The organism is Nisaea nitritireducens (assembly GCF_014904795.1).
GTDB lineage: Bacteria > Pseudomonadota > Alphaproteobacteria > Thalassobaculales > Thalassobaculaceae > Nisaea > Nisaea nitritireducens.
The window spans coordinates 14,281-29,891 of sequence record NZ_JACZFS010000064.1 but is presented as its reverse complement, the minus strand read 5'-3'; the positions used below and the strand labels follow the sequence as shown (position 1 = coordinate 29,891).

The window sequence follows — 15,611 nt, the reverse complement described above, 5'->3', positions numbered from 1 at the left end:
CATAGTGATTCGACGGATATGCGCGTCTTTCTGGATTTCGAAAAGCCGATTGCCGATCTTGAAGGCAAGATCGAGGAACTGCGTCACCTCTCTTCAGAGGGCGATATCAACATCGCCGACGAAGTGGGCAAGTTGCAGGCCAAGGTCGAGCGTCAGCTGAAGCAGTCCTATCAAAAGCTGACACCATGGCAGAAAGTCCAGGTTGCCAGGCACCCTGACCGCCCGCATTTCAAGCAGGTGCTGGCCCATCTGGTCGAGGACTTCACGCCCCTCGCGGGGGACCGCTCTTTCGGCGAGGACAAGGCGATCATCGGCGGCATCGGCCGTTTCCGCGGTTTCTCAGCCGTTGTCATCGGCAACGAGAAGGGCGGCACGACGGAAGAGCGCATCGCGCATAATTTCGGCATGGCGAAGCCGGAAGGCTACCGCAAGGCGCGCCGCCTGATGGAAATGGCCGACCGGTTCAAGCTGCCGGTGCTGACATTCGTCGACACTGCCGGTGCCTATCCCGGCGTCGGTGCCGAGGAGCGCGGCCAGGCCGAGGCTATCGCCCGCTCCATCGACGCCTGTCTCTCACTCCAGGTTCCAATCATTGCCTCCATCGTTGGTGAAGGCGGATCCGGCGGCGCCGTTGCACTGGCTGCGGCCAACCGGGTGCTGATGCTGGAACATGCGGTCTATTCCGTGATCTCTCCGGAAGGCTGCGCCTCCATCCTGTGGCGCGACGGGGACCATGCCCGCGATGCGGCCGAGGCGCTGAAGCTGACCTCCGAGGATCTGCTGAAACTCGGCGTGATCGACGAGATCGTGCGGGAGCCCCTCGGTGCGGCTCACCGCAACCAGGAAACCGCTCTCGACGCCCTCGGCGACGCCGTGGAAGCTAATCTCCGGACGCTCGTCGGCACGGAAGGCGGCAAGCTGAAAGCCGACCGCCGCCGTAAATTCCTCGACATGGGCAAGAAGGGCCTCGCCTGACCAGCCCGTTTTCCATCCCGTGCGTGACTTGAATTGATCTGACACAATTCCCTTTTTTGCGTCAGGTGTTATGTCCCCTACATTGATCCGGACAATGCCGGCACCGATCGAGGGAGCAGCGGAATGCTCGGTTACCGCACCATTCTGATAATTCTAATGCTCGCGGCCACCGCTGGGGGATTCTACTGGTATAGCGAGCGCGAGAGCGGTCCGCCGGAAGGCTTCGCCCGCGCCAACGGCCGGCTTGAAGCCGAACGGGTCGATATCGCCAGCAAGTTTTCCGGCCGGATCCGTGACGTACTGGTGACCGAAGGCGAGATGGTGTCCGAGGGACAGCCCCTCGCGCGTCTGGATTCAGCGGAAATCGAAGCCCAGCTCAAGGAAGCGGAAGCCGCCGTCCTGCAAGCCAGGGAGGCGCTGAACGAAGCCCGTGCGCTCCTCGCACAAAGGAAAAGCGAGCTGGTTCTGGCCGACCAGGAAATGCAACGGTCTGAAACCCTCGGAGAGCGCGGTTTCGCCAGCGGCGAGACTGTGGATCGCCGGCGCAGCCAGCGCGCCACGGCCGCCGCAGCCGTCATCTCCGCGCAAGCAGGCATCGCCCGGGCGGAGGCGGCAATCGCAGCCCGCGAAGCGACGGTTGAGCGCATTCGCGCCGATCTCAAGGAATATGACATTACCGTACCGGTCGCCGGACGCATCCAGTACCGGCTGGCGGAACCCGGCGAAGTGGTCGGGGCCGGCGGCAAGATCGCGACCATGCTGGATCTGAAGCGGGTCTACATGACGGTCTATCTGCCGACACGCGATGCCGGACGGCTCGCCTACGGAGCGGAGGCCCGGCTGATTTTCGACGCGGCCCCGGAATATGTCGTCCCGGCCACGGTCACCTTTGTCGCCTCGGAAGCGCAGTTCACACCGCGCTACGTGGAAACCGAGAGCGAGCGGGACAAGCTGATGTTCCGCGTCAAGGTGACGATCCCGGCGGATATACTTGAAGGGTATGAGCGCCTTGTGAAGGCCGGCATTCCGGGCGTGGCCATTGTCCGGACGGCCCCCGACATGCCCTGGCCGGAGGAATTTGCCGTCAAGCTGCCTCCGCGCAATGACTGACGCCGCTCTCCCCATACGTTTTTCGGGAGTCTCCCACCGGTATGGGCGAACGGACGCGCTGCGGGAGATCGATCTTGAGATTCCGTCCGGATCGACCGTTGCCGTGATCGGCCCGGACGGGGTCGGCAAATCCACCCTGCTTGCCTTGCTGTCGGGCACCAAACGCATCCAGTCCGGGACGGTGGAGGCGCTTGGCGGCGACCTCCGGCGCAAGGGTCACCGGCGCCGGGTCTGCGGCCGCATCGCCTACATGCCGCAAGGCCTTGGCAAGAACCTCTACCCCACACTTTCCATCGCCGAGAATATCGACTTCTTCGCCCGGCTTTACGATCAGCCCGAGGCGGAGCGACAGCAGCGGGCGAATGAGCTGTTGCAGGCCACCGGCCTTGCCCCCTTCCGTGACCGGCCGGCAGCCAAACTGTCCGGCGGGATGAAGCAGAAACTGGCACTTTGCTGCGCCCTTGTGCACGATCCGGACCTGCTGATCCTCGACGAGCCGACCACCGGCGTCGATCCCCTTTCCCGCCGCCAGTTCTGGGACCTGATCGCGCGCATCCAGGGGCGGCGTCCCTGGATGACGATCGTCACCGCCACCGCCTACATGTCCGAGGCCGAGCGGTTCGAGCATCTGATCGCCATGCATGACGGCACCATCCTGGCCGAAGGAACCGCGGAAGAGCTGAAGGAGCAGGCCGGTGCCGACAGCTTGGAAGACGCCTTCCTTGCCCTGCTTCCTGAGAATTCCGGGACCGGTTTCATCCCGCGCCCGAAGCCGGAAAATGTGGGCCAGAGCGGCGAAGCTCCCGCAATCGAGGCTGCCGGACTGATCATGCAATTCGGCGATTTCACCGCCGTTGATCATGTCGACTTCCGCATTGAGCGCGGCGAGATCTTCGGATTTCTGGGCTCGAACGGCTGTGGCAAGACGACGACCATGAAGATGCTGACCGGCCTGCTGACGCCCACGGAGGGCGAGGCCCGGATCTTCGGCAAGCGCATAGAGAGCGACGGCATGGAGATGCGCCGCAGGGTCGGGTACATGTCCCAGTCCTTTTCGCTCTATGGCGAGTTGACCGTGCACCAGAACCTCGACCTGCATGCCGACCTGTTCCAGATCACGGGGAGCAGGAAGACGGAGCGGGTCGCGGAGTTGGCCGACCGGTTCGGCCTGGCGGCGGTCATGAACAAGCGGCCGAACGCCCTGCCGCTCGGCATTCGCCAGCGCCTGCAGCTTGCCGTGGCCGTGTTGCACAGACCGGAAATGCTGATTCTGGACGAGCCGACCAGCGGCGTCGATCCGGTGGCCCGGGACGGGTTCTGGAACCTGCTGACCGAACTCTCCCGCGAGGATGGCGTAACGATCTTCATCTCCACCCATTTCATGAACGAGGCCGAGCGCTGCGACCGTATCTCGCTGATGCATGCCGGCCGGGTGCTGGCAATGGGACCGCCTGACGAACTGGTGGCGGAGTCCGGCCGGGAGACGCTGGAAGAAACCTTCATCGACCATCTCGAGCTGGCGGCGAAGGACGGCGCGCCACCGGTCGAGGAACCGGCCATAGGTCTTGAAAACACCAACGCAGAAGACATGGTCCCGGCTCTGTTCTCTCCGGCACGGCTCTGGGCCGTTGCCCGGCGTGAGACCTACGAGCTGAGCCGAGACCCGATCCGGCTTGCCTTTGCCATTTTCGGCCCCCTTATCCTGATGCTGTCGATGGGCTACGGGATTTCCTTCGACGTCGAGGACATGCGCTATGCGGCCCTGGATCAGGACCGCAGCCATGAGAGCCGGATGGTCCTGCGCCAATTCGAAGGCTCGCGCTATTTCAGCGCTGCACCGGAACTGCGGGATACCGTTGATCTGGACCGGCGCATGCAGAGGGGAGAGATCAGCCTCGCCCTCGTCCTGCCACCCGGCTTCGGGCGCGACCTTGTTGCCGGACGACAGCCGGAAGTCTCCGCCTGGCTGGATGGCGCCAATACCAGCCGCGCCGAGACGTCCCGCGGTTACGTGGAAGGCGCCTTCAGCTCCTTCCTGTCGGAATTCGCGGCCCTGAACGGGACGGATACGACAACACAACAGGCCACCGATATCGAGGTCAGGTTCCGTTACAATCAGGGCTTCACGTCGCAGCAGGCAATCCCGCCGGGCGTGCTGATGATGCTCATGATGATGATCCCCTCCATGCTGACGGCGCTCGGCATCGTCCGGGAAAAGGAGCTTGGCTCCATCACAAACCTCTATGCCTCGCCGGCAAGCCGCTTCGAATTTCTGGTCGGCAAGCAGCTCCCCTATATCGGCATCGCCCTGATCAGCTTCTGCACGATGATGCTGATGATGTTCCTGCTGTTCGATCTGGCGCCGAAATCGAGCGTGCTTGTTCTGCTGGCCGGCGCGGTGCTCTACGCCACCGCCGCCACAGGCTTCGGCCTCCTGGCCTCGACCGTGGCCACGTCGCAGGTCGCCGCCGTCTTCGGAACAGCGATCATCGTTCTGGTCCCGACCATCAACTTCTCCGGCATGCTGCACCCGGTCGCGACCCTGGACACCGCCGGCCGGATCCTCGGCGAGGCTTTCCCCTCCTCTTATTTCCAGAAAATCAGTTCCGGCGTTTTCAACAAGGGCCTGCCGGTCGCCGATCTGGCACCGAACCTCGCCATGCTCGCCATCTTCTGCGTGGCCTACTGGGCGATCTCCTCTGTCGCCCTGCCGAAACAGGATCGCTGATACCATGCGCGCCCTGCTGATCATCCTCCGCCTTGGTATCAAGGAGATCTACAGCCTGGCCCGCGATCCGGTGCTGATGGGACTGATCATCTATACCTTCAGCGTCAGCGTCTACACGGTCGCAGACGGTGTAGAGACCGAGCTCCGGGATGCGGCAATCGCTATCGTCGATGAGGATGACAGTGTGCTTTCGCACCGCCTCAGGGGCGCATTCCTGCCGCCCTATTTCAAGCCGCCTGTCATCATCGATATCGCCGATGTCGACAAGGGGCTCGACAGTGGCACCTACACGTTCGTGCTCGATATCCCGGCGAATTTCGAACTGGATGTCCAGCGGGGACGGCTTCCGGCAGTCCAGCTCAATGTCGATGCCACTGCCATGACCATCGCCGGTAACGGCGCCGGCTATATCACCTCGATTGTCGAGCAGGAGGTCGCCCGCTTCACCAGCCGGGCCGAGCCGGAAGCAGATGCGGCAGCCGCCCTGCAGATCAGGGTCAAGTACAACCCGAACCTCGAAGCCGTCTGGTTCAATGCCGTGATGGAGGTGGTGAACAACATCATCGTCATGGCCGTCATCCTGTCCGGCGCCGCCGTGATCCGCGAACGGGAGCATGGCACGATCGAACATCTGCTGGTCATGCCTGTGACGGCGGTTGAGATCATGATCTCGAAAATCTGGGCGAACGGCCTCGTCATTGTCACCGCCGCGCTGCTCTCGCTGGAGCTCGTCGTGCACCGGGGTCTTGGTGTGCCGCTGACAGGATCGATACCCCTTTTCGCTCTCGGCGCCTCGGTATTCCTGTTCTCGGTCACGGCACTGGGCGTGATGTTATCGACCTTCACCCGGTCAATGCCCCAGTTTGCCTTGCTTTCTATCCCGGTGATTGTCGTGCTGCACTTGCTGTCGGGAAGCCAGACTCCGCTGGAGAGTATGCCGAAGACCCTGCAATGGATCATGCAGCTGTCACCCGCGACGCATTTCGTCCGGTTCTCGCAAGCCGTGATCTACCGGGACGCGCCGATCACCCTGATCTGGCCTGAACTGGCCATCATGTTCGTGACCGGCTGCCTCTTTTTCATGATGGCCCTGTCGCGCTTCCGTATCGCGATGGGTACACGCTAAAGCGGCTGATTACTCTCCGGCCTCGCGCAGCGCCGCGTCATAGAGGTTAGGCCCTGCGAACTCCCGGTCATGGGTCAGGGACGGCACCTTGCCGCGCGCCTCATCGACCTTCGCGAGATCGATCTCCGCCGTGATGATGCCCGGCTCCTCACCGCCATCGGCCAGAACCTCGCCCCAGGGCGCGACGATGATCGAGTGGCCGTAGGTCTGGCGCCCCTTGGAGTGGGTGCCGCACTGGGCAGCGGAAATCACAAAGCACCCGTTCTCGATCGCCCGGGCCCGCTGCAGCACGTGCCAGTGCGCCTCGCCGGTCACCTTGGTGAAGGCCGCCGGCGCGAAAAGCACCTTGGCGCCTGCCTGGGCAAGGGAACGGTAGAGATAGGGGAAGCGAATGTCGTAGCAGATGGTCAGGCCCATCGTGCCCCATGGCGTCTCGGCGAGCACGCCTTCCTCGCCCGGCTTGTAGGACGCCGACTCCCGGTAGGTCTGACCGTCGCCGACCTGCACGTCGAACATGTGAATCTTGGTGTAACGCGCGGCAATGCTACCGTCCGGCGCGATCAGGAAGCTGCGGTTCGCCAGACGCTCGTCATCCGTCAGCTTGACCGAGAGCGAGCCCGCATGGAGCCAGACACCAAGCTCCGCCGCGAGCCCTCGGAACGCGATGAGCACTTCATGCTCTTCTTCCAGTTTTGCCTTTGCCCGCGCCGCCGCCTTGTCCGGCTCGAACATGCCGACGATTTCCGGGGTGGTGATAAAGTCTGCCCCGGCGGCCTTCGCCTCCCGGATCATTGGCGAGACCTCGGCGATGTTCACCTCCGGGTCCGGCTTCGAGTTGGTCTGGACACAGGCAACGGTGAATTTCGACATCGGATAAATCCCCTGAACGGACGGTTAGGAAGCTTTCGCCTGCAACATTTCGTCGAGTTTACCACTGGCGTCCAGCGCCGCCAATTCGTCCGATCCGCCGACACCAACCCCGTCGATGAAAATCTGCGGCACGGTATAGCGCCCGTCGGCGCGTTCGGTCATGGCGGCACGCTTGGAACTGCTGGTGCTGACATCGATTTCGGTGAACGGCACGTCCTTGGATTCCAGCAGTTTCTTGGCGCGGACGCAGAACGGGCAAAACATGGTCGTGTAGATTTCGACCTCGGCCATCGGGTGATCTCCTTGAGAAGGCTTGCCGCATCCAAGTGGGCATTCTGAGCCCCTCAATCCAGCATTTCGCGCGAACAGACGCAAGCGGCAGCCGGCAAGGATTACATCACGCGCGCCACGGTGAGCAAACTGACGGGCCCCGAACCCGCCTTCCGGCAGGCTCTGATACAGGCCTCCGCGGTGGCGCCGGAGGTCCAGACATCGTCGACCAGGATAATGCGTCGCCCCACAATTCGCTCCCGCCGGCCTGGGTCGACCGCGAAAGCCCCGCGCACATTCAGCGTGCGAGCCGATTTGCCGAGCCCGCCCTGGCTGGGCGTGCGCTTCACCCGGACGAGCGACAGCGGATCGTCGGCCAGCCCCGTCAAACGCGAAAGCTCCGCCGCCAACAATGCGGACTGGTTAAACCGCCGCCTGATCCGCCTCCACGGATGCAGCGGCACGGGCACGATCACGGCCGGTTCCGCGAAAAGCTCCGCGCCGGCGATTGCCATCCAGCGGGCGAACAGTCGGGACAACGTCTCGTCGCCGCCATGTTTGAAGCGCAGGATCATCTCCCGGCAGGCATCGTCATAAGCCAGCGCCGACCGGGCCAGTTCAAACAATGACGCCCCTCTAACGCAGTCGCCGCACAGGGCACCGGCACCGACATCGTAGTCGAATGGCAACCCGCAGCGGTCACACCACGGCGGCCCGAGGAACGTCACCGCCGACCAGCACTCGGCGCAAAGCCCGTCATCCTCGACCACAAGCGCGCCGCATTTCTTGCAACGCGGCGGCAGCACCAGATCGAACAACCTCCGCCCGAGATGCAAGGCCGGCCTGCCAAGACTTCCGATCATACTGTCGCCACGCTCCCCCGCCTTTTCGGCCAGATATTGATGGCATGGGAGGACCAGAAACATTTCCCCGGCGCCCGCGATGGACTATATCGGCGCCATGACCGATCAGATGCTCGTCTTCGACCGCCAGCAGGTCCGCCGCAACCGGGACCGCGCCGCCGCAAGCTTCGCCGACCATGATTTCCTGAAAAGAGAAATCTCGGAGCGGGTCGCGGACCGCATGGGCGACATCCAGCGGCAGTTCCCGCGTCTGCTCGACCTTGGCTGCCACAGCGGCCTGCTGCGCGACAGCCTGGACCCGCGCCTCGGTGTCGAATGGGTCGTCGGAATGGACCCGTCGGAAAAATTCGCAATCGAGGCTTCCCGACACGGCCCGGCACTGGCCGCAGAGGAAGAGCTTCTACCCTTCGCACCAGCCAGCTTCGATGCCGTGGTCAGCGTGCTGTCGCTGCATTGGGTTAACGACCTGCCGGGTGCGCTCGTGCAGGCCCGGCAATGCCTGAAGCCGGATGGCCTGTTCCTCGGCGCCATGCTGGGCGGCGAGACCCTGCACGAGCTGCGTGCCGTGTTGACGGAAGCGGAAAGTGACGTGCTCGGCGGAGCCGGCCCAAGGGTTTCGCCCTTCGCCGAGTTGCAGGATGCCGCCGGTCTGATGCAGCGCGCCGGGTTCGCGCTGCCGGTTGTCGACAGTGATCTGCTGACGGTGACCTACGAGAACGCGTTCCTGCTGATGAGAGAGCTTCGCGGCATGGGCGAAGGCAACGCCGTGGCAGCCCGGCGCAAGAGCGCCACGCCGAAAAGCGTGTTCCTGCGCGCGGCCGAAATCTACCAGCAGCGCCACGGCACAGCCGACGGCCGGATCGCCGCAAGTTTCCAGATCCTCTACCTGACGGGCTGGGCGCCGCATGCCTCGCAGCAGAAGCCGCTCAGGCCCGGCAGCGCCGCGCACCGGCTTGCCGACGCGCTGGAAGCGACGGAACGGCCAACCGGTGACATCGCGGCTCCGGGCCGCAAGAAGCCCTAGGCTCCGCTATCCGTACTGATCTGCGCCGCCTTACGGGAAATCAGCCCTTCGGGTCCACTGACGGTGCATTTCAGATCCCGGATCCGGCCATCGCCGAGGCCATAGGCCCAGCCATGCAGATGCAACGGCGTGCCTGCTTCCCAGGTCGCCCCGACGATCGGTGTGCGGGCGAGTGTTTGCACTTGCGCCCTGACATTCAGCTCGCAGAGCCTGTTGTGCCGGGCATCGTCTCCGGAGCAGCTGTGAAGCTCGTCCTCGTAGCGCTCGGCGACATCGCGGATCGGCTGGAGCCAGTGATCGACGATGCCATGCGCATTGCCGTCCACCGCCGCATGAACGCCACCACAGCCATAGTGGCCGCAAACGATCACATGCTTGACGTGCAGCACGCCGATGGCGAATTCCAGCACCGACAGAAGGTTCAGGTCACCGGGATGAACCAGGTTCGCGACATTGCGATGCACGAAGACCTCGCCGGGTGCGAGCCCGGTGATGACATTCGCCGGAACCCGGCTGTCCGAACAGCCAATCCAGAGATAATCCGGGGTCTGCAATCCGGACAGGCGCTCAAAATAGTGCGGGTCTTCACGCAGTTTTCCTTCGGCCCACTCCACATTGTGCTGCAGCAAGCCTGACAAATCCGGAATCGATGCCATCCATCCCTCCAAAGACAAGTTGGATGGATATAAGCGCTGATACCGCTTTGCGAAAGAAAAACTGCCCGGATCAGCGCGCCAGACCGGCTTTCACCAAATAATCTGCCGCTTCGAAGATGCGCGTGTGATCCCTCAACTCCAGGATAAGGCGAGGATTGGAGGTCAGCTGAGAGAGTGCCCGGAAAACCGAGGCCCAGCGGATCGTTCCCTCACCCATTACCCAGTGCCGGTCGGCGTAGCCATCCGCATCCTGCAGGTGCACATGCTCCAGCATGTTGCCAGCGGCAACGACGTAATAGTCGACTGGCGGCGCACCGGTCGAGCCGTGAGCATAATGCGCGTGCCCGGTGTCGATGGAGACGCGGACCCGCTCGCTTTCGAAAGACTCGGCCAGCCGGACGCGCCAGCGAGGATCGATATCCTCGATATTCTCGATCACCAGCGTCACGCCGATCGCCTCGGCCCGCTTCACCGCTTCGCCCAGCGTGGCATGCACCCGTCCGATCGCGTCTTCCATGCTGCCGGACTTGTTGTCGAAATTGTTATAGTCCCAGGTGGTGAACGGGCTGTGCACGACCATCTGCGTCGCGCCGATTTCCTCGCAGGCATCGAGGCCCTGCATCATCCGCTTTTTCACGACATCGCGGACATCCGGGTCCATCGTATCGATGGTAAAGCCCCAGAACGGGCCGTGAATGCCAAGCCGTCCCTCATGCCCGGACAGCTGCTTCCTGATATCCGCCGCCAGCGGCTTCCAGTCGCCGTTCAAAACCTCGGCCTTGAAGAAATCCTGGATTTCCAGGTCGCGCTGGCCGTCGATCAACCAGTCCCGGTAGCGCTCGAGCATACGGGCGGGCATGGCCGCACCAAGGGTCGGCAAGAGGGTGGCAGCGGCATCATTCATTGGAAACGGTTCCTGTTACGGTGTTGACTGAGACGGAGGTACCCGGAGTGTGCCGTCCGCGAGATTTGCATAACAAAGAATTTTTCGAGACACTGAATTTGACCGGTTGAAGATGCATGCGTTGGGGCGTGATGCAGTTTTTATTTCGCGCGCAAGGCGCGGGAGAGCGCGATGCCGATAGTCATCAACTACACGGAGTCCGGAGTTCATCGTGTCTTTTCAGGCCATATTGATTACGTCGACGTGTTCCAGGCCAACGGAGAGATATGGGGCCATCCGAAGTGGGACAAATTCCGCTATATGGTCGACGATCTCCGGGACATATCAAGCACCAGCTTCAATCGAGACGATGCCGCACTGACCGGGAAGATGCACCTCCCCGCTGCGAGCTCCAATCCCAGACTGCGCGTTGCGGCAATCTCCAACGACCCCAAAATTCTCCCCATTCTGGAGGAATTCAAACCGCTAATGGCCGATGCCGGCTGGCAATACTATATTTGCCGGACGCCTGAAGAAGCCTGGGGCTGGGCGACTCCCGCAGCCATACCTCCACAAGCTGATATCGGTTGCGGTATCGGGGATCCGTCGAGCAGGGCTAATCGGACGTAGACGTATCTGAAAAGCGATCCCTCACGGCTACAATTTCATCGAAATTCGCCATGAACAAGTCCACGCCCTGGGGATCGAAATGGCGGCCGCGTTCTTCTTCCATGAGGCTCACGATCCGATCAAGCGGCCATGCCTTCTTATAGCAACGGTCGCTGCCGAGAGCGTCGAACACATCCGCTATCGCCGTCAGCCGACCATAGATGTGAATATCGTCGCCCTTCTTCCCGTGAGGATAACCGGACCCATCCCATTTCTCATGGTGCTCAAGGGCGATGGTCGAGGCCGCCTTCAGAATTTTCCGGTTCGACCCGGCAAGCATCCTGTGCCCGAGCGCCGCGTGGGATTTCATGATCTCCCACTCCTCGGAGTCGAGTTTACCGGGCTTGTTCAGGACCGCATCCGGAACACCGATCTTGCCGATGTCATGTAACGGCGAGGCCAGCTTGATCAGTTCGACCTCTTCTTCCGGAAGCCCGTAGGCGACGGCAAGAATGCGGCTGATTTCGGCCACCCGCTTTACGTGGTTTCCGGTTTCCTGTGACCGGGTCTCCACCGCTTCACCCAGCATGTAGACGATCTCGCGCTGGGTACTGGCGACGTCCTCATGCAACTGCGCATTCTCGAAAGCGATGGAAACATTCTGAATGAACAGCTCCAGAAGGCGCTGGTCCACAGCGCTGATCGAACCGACACCGGACATATAGGTCAGGTTCACGGAACCGTGGCGGTCTTCGAAAAACCCGACGAAATCGCCATCGCCATAATGGCTCGACCGGCTCTTGATCGCACCCTCCAGCCGGCCAACGACATCGGCGGGCAGGACGTGGTTCGCATCGTCTCCCGCATAGCCACCAAATGCGCCGGTCGCGGCGAGAATACGAAGTTTGTCTCCGGCGAAGGAGGCGGCAAGACCACCATGCGCGGTCACGCCTTTGTGCAGATAGACAGCACTTGGATCGAGATGGAGAAGCGCGGTGAGCTGCTCAAGCGCACCTTCGGCGAACTTGTTCATCGATTTGAGCTCGAACACATTGGCCGAGGCTTCAATCACCCGCTCCAGACCGCGCTTGTTCTGCTCGATCGTCACAATGTCCCGATAGGACCTGAGCGAGCTGCACAGCAGGGTAAACAGCTTCGTCGCGGTGAGGTCGGTCTTCTCTTTGTAATCGTTGATATCGTAATCGGCGATGACCTTCCGTTCCGGCGCCTGGCCGGGCTGGCCGGTCCGGAGCACAATGCGCGAGCGCCAGTTATTCATGTCTTCACGGATATATTGCGCCACCTGCAGGCCCGCATCGTCGGTCTCCATGACCACGTCCAGCAAGATCAGTGCCGCGTCCGGATGATCAACCAGAACGTCTTTTGCCTCCGCTCCGGAATAGCAGCTGATAAAACTCAGCCCTTTGCCCGCGAACTCGAAACCCGCCAACGTCAGCTTGGTGACATCGTGCATTCCCGGGTCGTCGTCGATAATGACGATTTTCCATTTGGACTGTGCGGCTTGAGGTCCCTCCTGGGCGGCTTCGTCCAGATCTTCTGCGGCGAAAATGAGATCGTCGTCATCAGTCATCGGCAGTCTCCGACTTGATCGGGAGCGTTATGTCGAAACGCGTTCCGTCTCCGGGATTACTAAAACAGCGAATGGTGCCGGCCAGCGTGGCCGTCACCAGGTTATAAACAATGTGCATTCCGAGTCCGCTTCCGCCGGACCCGCGACGGGTCGTGAAGAACGGCTCGAAAATGCGCTCACGGACCTTTGCATCCATGCCACGTCCGTTATCCTCAAAGCTGATCCTGACCTGATCGCCAAAGAGTATCGTCCGGATCAGAACTTGCCCCCGGCCTTCCTGCTCTTGGCCTTCCTGCTCTTGGCCTTCCTGCTCTTGGCCTTCCTGCTCTTGGCCTTCCTGCCCGAAGGCATGCGTCAGTGCATTGACAAGCAAGTTCGAGAGGATCTGGGAAAACGCCCCCGGAAAACTGTCGATCACAACATTCGCATCGGCTTCCAGAACCAGATCCACATTCGGGTACGCTCTGAGCTGCGGCTTCAGGCTCTGAATGATCTCGTGCAAGTATGAATCGACGTTAAACGATCGACGCTCTTCGCTCGACTGGTCGACGGCAACCTGCTTGAAGCTTCGGATCAACTCCGCAGCCCGCCCCAGGTTGGTCTCGATAATCCTGCTGCCCTCATCGGCTATCGCAAGATATCCCTCAAGCTGAGAGCGCTTGACCGTATTGCTGCCAAAAGCAGCCCCGATCTTGATCGTCTCCTCGCGAACATGTGTCGACGCGGTCAAGGCCGTTCCGATCGGCGTATTGATCTCGTGCGCCACCCCGGCCACAAGACTGCCGAGAGACGCCATCTTCTCGGCATGGACAAGCTCGTCCTGTGCAACTTCAAGATCCCAGAGGGCCTGCCGCAAACGCTCCTCGGACTCTTTCTGCTCGGTCACATCCATGGCAATCGTGACCACGCTTCCATCCCCGACGGGGTGACGGCGCACGCTGTAGCCCTTGCCCCCTGTAGAGGTATAGTCGAAGGGCCGCGCGTTCGGGAATTTCAGGGTGTCCAGAACATTGTCGCGAAACTGATCAGAGTCGGGACCATAGTCTCCTCGCGCGGACATATAGCGAATGACGTCATCATAATTCTTGCCCGCTTCCATCATCTCGCGCGGTACATTGAGAATGTCCCGTAGTTGATCATTGACCACGACGATTTTCATGTGCTCGTCAGTCAGGATGATTCCCGCCGGCGCATTGTTGATGATCGACCGCAGCAACTCTTCTTTCTCAAGGAGCTTCTTTTCCCACTCCCTGCGCTCCGTAATATCTGACTGCCAGACGATGATGGAGGGGACATCTTCGAAATCGATCCGCTTGGCCGAAATCAGGCTCCACCATCGGGAGCCATCGGGCCGGACCCGCTCGGTCTCGAATTGAGACACTCCCGCCTGATCAATCGCCGGGGTCTGTAAAGCCTCGGGGAAAACACCGTCCGGGAAAGTACTCCCAAGCAAAGCCGGAGCTCCTGAATCCGGATTCTCGAGCCCCGTCAATTCGATATTCCGGTTGTTCACGAACAGCCGCCGCGAATCATCGGCGGAAAAGATCGAAACCCCCATCGGGCAGAATTCGAGAATCTCGCGCAAACGCTCGGCGTTGCGTTGGGTCTCTCGCTCAGCAAGCTTTCGCTTGGTGACATCCCGGATAATCGCAGTGAAGGAACGGCTTCCGGCGGTCTTGACTTCACTCACAGAAAGCTCGATCGGAAAGAGAGTTCCGTCCGCATGCCGTCCTTCCAGCTCGGATGTGCGTCCGATGATCGAGCTCTCGCCGGTCTCGAGAAAGCGCAGGACCCAGGATTGGTGGACATCCGCCATGCTCGCGTCCATGAGGACCGTAACCGGTTGGCCGATAAGATTTTTAAGACAGAACCCGAATATCGTTTCCACGGCACGGTTCGCCGACATAATCCGGCCATCCGTGTCGACGCTGACGATCGCATCGGCCGCGCTGTCAATGGTATTGCGGTGCTGCGCTTCGCTGAACTCGAGCTCTGCCTGGATCGCCTTGCGCTTCGAGATTTCATCACGAAGCTCAGCTGTTCTCTGCTCGACCAGTTCTTCCTGGCGAGTGTTCAGGATCTGGATCTCATTAAGACGCTCAACCCGATCTGTAACATCCATCAGAGTGCCGCAGACGGCTATCTTCCTGCCTTTCTCGAACAGGGGTCCTACCCGCGCCTCCACCCAGCGAATGCTCCCGTCCGGGCGAAGAATGCGGCATTCGGTAGCGCTCTCGGCATCGATCTTCCAGACACGGCGAAACCAGCGGTCTATTTCATCACGTTCGTCCGGATGGGCACTCTGCAAAAAAGAGCCCCAGTTCGGTGTTTTGCCGGCCTGGTCCAGACCAAGAATGCGATACGCTCCGTCCGACCAGAAAATCTCGTCGCCATCAAGCGTCCAATACCAGTATCCGATCTGCCCGAACCGCTCCGCATGGCTCCACGCTGTGATATCCGGCAACGAGTTCGCCGCCGCCGGCTCGGAGGTATCAGCAGGAGCTCCCGGTCTCAGATGCAGGAAATAATAAGCCGACAATGCGGTGATGAAGGTGACCACGATTGCCTGCTCGACAACCCAGAACGGGCTGGAGATTGCCTGATCCGAAAACCACCAGAGAACGCCCCCATGAAGCGCGAAAATGGCACCCACCGCAGCCGGCAACCAAACGCAAAAGCGCCTGCCTGATTTCCGATTGAAAGCCCGATGCATTCCGCCGAATTTCCCCGCAATTATGGAAAATTCACGCTAAAGGCCAGTCGTTAAGAACCGGTAAAACTGCAAATGGTCTATGAGCAATGAGGCGCGAAGGCTCGCAATGACCGATTTCTGTATAGCGAACGTTACCATCGACCATTGGCGCGTCGACTGAATGTCGGCGCCTCATATCCCGTGATCGGGACCT

The 15,611-nt window shown here is 61.2% G+C and carries 13 protein-coding genes; 6 read left to right on the top strand and 7 right to left on the bottom strand.

Annotated features, from left to right (window positions below; translation table 11 throughout):
- The first annotated feature begins 18 nt into the window (after window positions 1-18).
- The 4 genes from IG629_RS19910 (at window position 19) to IG629_RS19895 (ending at window position 5,939) form a co-directional block, all read left to right on the top strand.
- Window positions 19-975: an acetyl-CoA carboxylase carboxyltransferase subunit alpha gene (locus tag IG629_RS19910; RefSeq protein ID WP_193173659.1), complete on the top strand. Its 957-nt coding sequence runs from the start codon at window positions 19-21 to the stop codon at window positions 973-975.
- 123 nt (window positions 976-1,098) lie between these two features.
- Entirely contained in the window at window positions 1,099-2,085 is a 987-nt protein-coding gene (locus tag IG629_RS19905; RefSeq protein ID WP_193173658.1) for an HlyD family secretion protein, read from the top strand.
- Window positions 2,078-4,813, top strand: coding sequence for a ribosome-associated ATPase/putative transporter RbbA (gene rbbA, locus IG629_RS19900; protein ID WP_193173657.1), 2,736 nt, complete (start codon window positions 2,078-2,080; stop codon window positions 4,811-4,813). Before IG629_RS19905 ends, rbbA begins: the two co-directional genes overlap by 8 nt.
- 4 nt (window positions 4,814-4,817) lie before the next feature.
- Entirely contained in the window at window positions 4,818-5,939 is a 1,122-nt protein-coding gene (locus tag IG629_RS19895; RefSeq protein WP_193173656.1) for an ABC transporter permease, read from the top strand.
- Window positions 5,940-5,948: 9 nt separating this feature from the next.
- Here the strand turns inward: IG629_RS19895 and IG629_RS19890 are convergent, their stop codons facing one another.
- The 3 genes from IG629_RS19890 to IG629_RS19880 all read right to left on the bottom strand — a co-directional run bounded on the left by IG629_RS19890 (window position 5,949) and on the right by IG629_RS19880 (window position 8,005).
- Window positions 5,949-6,809 (bottom strand): carbon-nitrogen hydrolase family protein, encoded by an 861-nt coding sequence (locus tag IG629_RS19890; protein WP_028467712.1) that lies wholly within the window; start codon window positions 6,807-6,809, stop codon window positions 5,949-5,951.
- Between the two features lie 24 nt (window positions 6,810-6,833).
- A complete protein-coding gene (gene grxC, locus IG629_RS19885; protein ID WP_193173655.1) occupies window positions 6,834-7,100 on the bottom strand; it encodes a glutaredoxin 3 in 267 nt (88 codons plus the stop codon).
- A 101-nt stretch (window positions 7,101-7,201) separates the two neighbouring features.
- Window positions 7,202-8,005 (bottom strand): ComF family protein, encoded by an 804-nt coding sequence (locus tag IG629_RS19880; RefSeq protein WP_226886961.1) that lies wholly within the window; start codon window positions 8,003-8,005, stop codon window positions 7,202-7,204.
- Window positions 8,006-8,021: 16 nt separating this feature from the next.
- On the opposite strand from IG629_RS19880, the gene IG629_RS19875 reads away from it, so the two are divergent.
- Complete coding sequence (locus IG629_RS19875) at window positions 8,022-8,966, top strand: methyltransferase domain-containing protein (RefSeq protein WP_226886960.1); 945 nt, start codon at window positions 8,022-8,024, stop codon at window positions 8,964-8,966.
- On the opposite strand, the gene IG629_RS19870 is transcribed toward IG629_RS19875, so the two are convergent.
- Entirely contained in the window at window positions 8,963-9,622 is a 660-nt protein-coding gene (locus IG629_RS19870) for a carbonic anhydrase (protein WP_193173654.1), read from the bottom strand. The two genes, IG629_RS19875 and IG629_RS19870, sit on opposite strands and share 4 nt — an antisense overlap.
- Before the next feature lie 70 nt (window positions 9,623-9,692).
- Window positions 9,693-10,526, bottom strand: a complete 834-nt coding sequence (locus IG629_RS19865; RefSeq protein ID WP_193173653.1) for a sugar phosphate isomerase/epimerase family protein — start codon at window positions 10,524-10,526, stop codon at window positions 9,693-9,695.
- 171 nt (window positions 10,527-10,697) lie between these two features.
- Between IG629_RS19865 and IG629_RS19860 the strand changes: the two genes are divergently transcribed.
- On the top strand, window positions 10,698-11,135 hold the full coding sequence (locus IG629_RS19860) for a hypothetical protein (protein ID WP_193173652.1): 438 nt from the start codon (window positions 10,698-10,700) through the stop codon (window positions 11,133-11,135).
- Here IG629_RS19860 and IG629_RS19855 read toward each other — a convergent pair.
- On the bottom strand, window positions 11,122-12,705 hold the full coding sequence (locus IG629_RS19855) for a response regulator (RefSeq protein WP_193173651.1): 1,584 nt from the start codon (window positions 12,703-12,705) through the stop codon (window positions 11,122-11,124). The genes IG629_RS19860 and IG629_RS19855 overlap by 14 nt on opposite strands.
- On the bottom strand, window positions 12,698-15,358 hold the full coding sequence (locus IG629_RS19850) for a PAS domain S-box protein (protein ID WP_193173650.1): 2,661 nt from the start codon (window positions 15,356-15,358) through the stop codon (window positions 12,698-12,700). Before IG629_RS19850 ends, IG629_RS19855 begins: the two co-directional genes overlap by 8 nt.
- Window positions 15,359-15,611 lie beyond the last annotated feature (253 nt).

What these genes read in the sequence shown, in the direction of transcription:
- IG629_RS19910 (WP_193173659.1), top strand. Translation starts at nt 19, where the DNA reads ATGCGCGTCTTTCTGGATTTCGAAAAGCCGATTGCCGATCTTGAAGGC.
- IG629_RS19905 (WP_193173658.1), top strand. Translation starts at nt 1,099, where the DNA reads ATGCTCGGTTACCGCACCATTCTGATAATTCTAATGCTCGCGGCCACC.
- rbbA (WP_193173657.1), top strand. Translation starts at nt 2,078, where the DNA reads ATGACTGACGCCGCTCTCCCCATACGTTTTTCGGGAGTCTCCCACCGG.
- IG629_RS19895 (WP_193173656.1), top strand. Translation starts at nt 4,818, where the DNA reads ATGCGCGCCCTGCTGATCATCCTCCGCCTTGGTATCAAGGAGATCTAC.
- IG629_RS19890 (WP_028467712.1), bottom strand. Translation starts at nt 6,809, where the DNA reads ATGTCGAAATTCACCGTTGCCTGTGTCCAGACCAACTCGAAGCCGGAC.
- grxC (WP_193173655.1), bottom strand. Translation starts at nt 7,100, where the DNA reads ATGGCCGAGGTCGAAATCTACACGACCATGTTTTGCCCGTTCTGCGTC.
- IG629_RS19880 (WP_226886961.1), bottom strand. Translation starts at nt 8,005, where the DNA reads ATGTTTCTGGTCCTCCCATGCCATCAATATCTGGCCGAAAAGGCGGGG.
- IG629_RS19875 (WP_226886960.1), top strand. Translation starts at nt 8,022, where the DNA reads ATGGACTATATCGGCGCCATGACCGATCAGATGCTCGTCTTCGACCGC.
- IG629_RS19870 (WP_193173654.1), bottom strand. Translation starts at nt 9,622, where the DNA reads ATGGCATCGATTCCGGATTTGTCAGGCTTGCTGCAGCACAATGTGGAG.
- IG629_RS19865 (WP_193173653.1), bottom strand. Translation starts at nt 10,526, where the DNA reads ATGAATGATGCCGCTGCCACCCTCTTGCCGACCCTTGGTGCGGCCATG.
- IG629_RS19860 (WP_193173652.1), top strand. Translation starts at nt 10,698, where the DNA reads ATGCCGATAGTCATCAACTACACGGAGTCCGGAGTTCATCGTGTCTTT.
- IG629_RS19855 (WP_193173651.1), bottom strand. Translation starts at nt 12,705, where the DNA reads ATGACTGATGACGACGATCTCATTTTCGCCGCAGAAGATCTGGACGAA.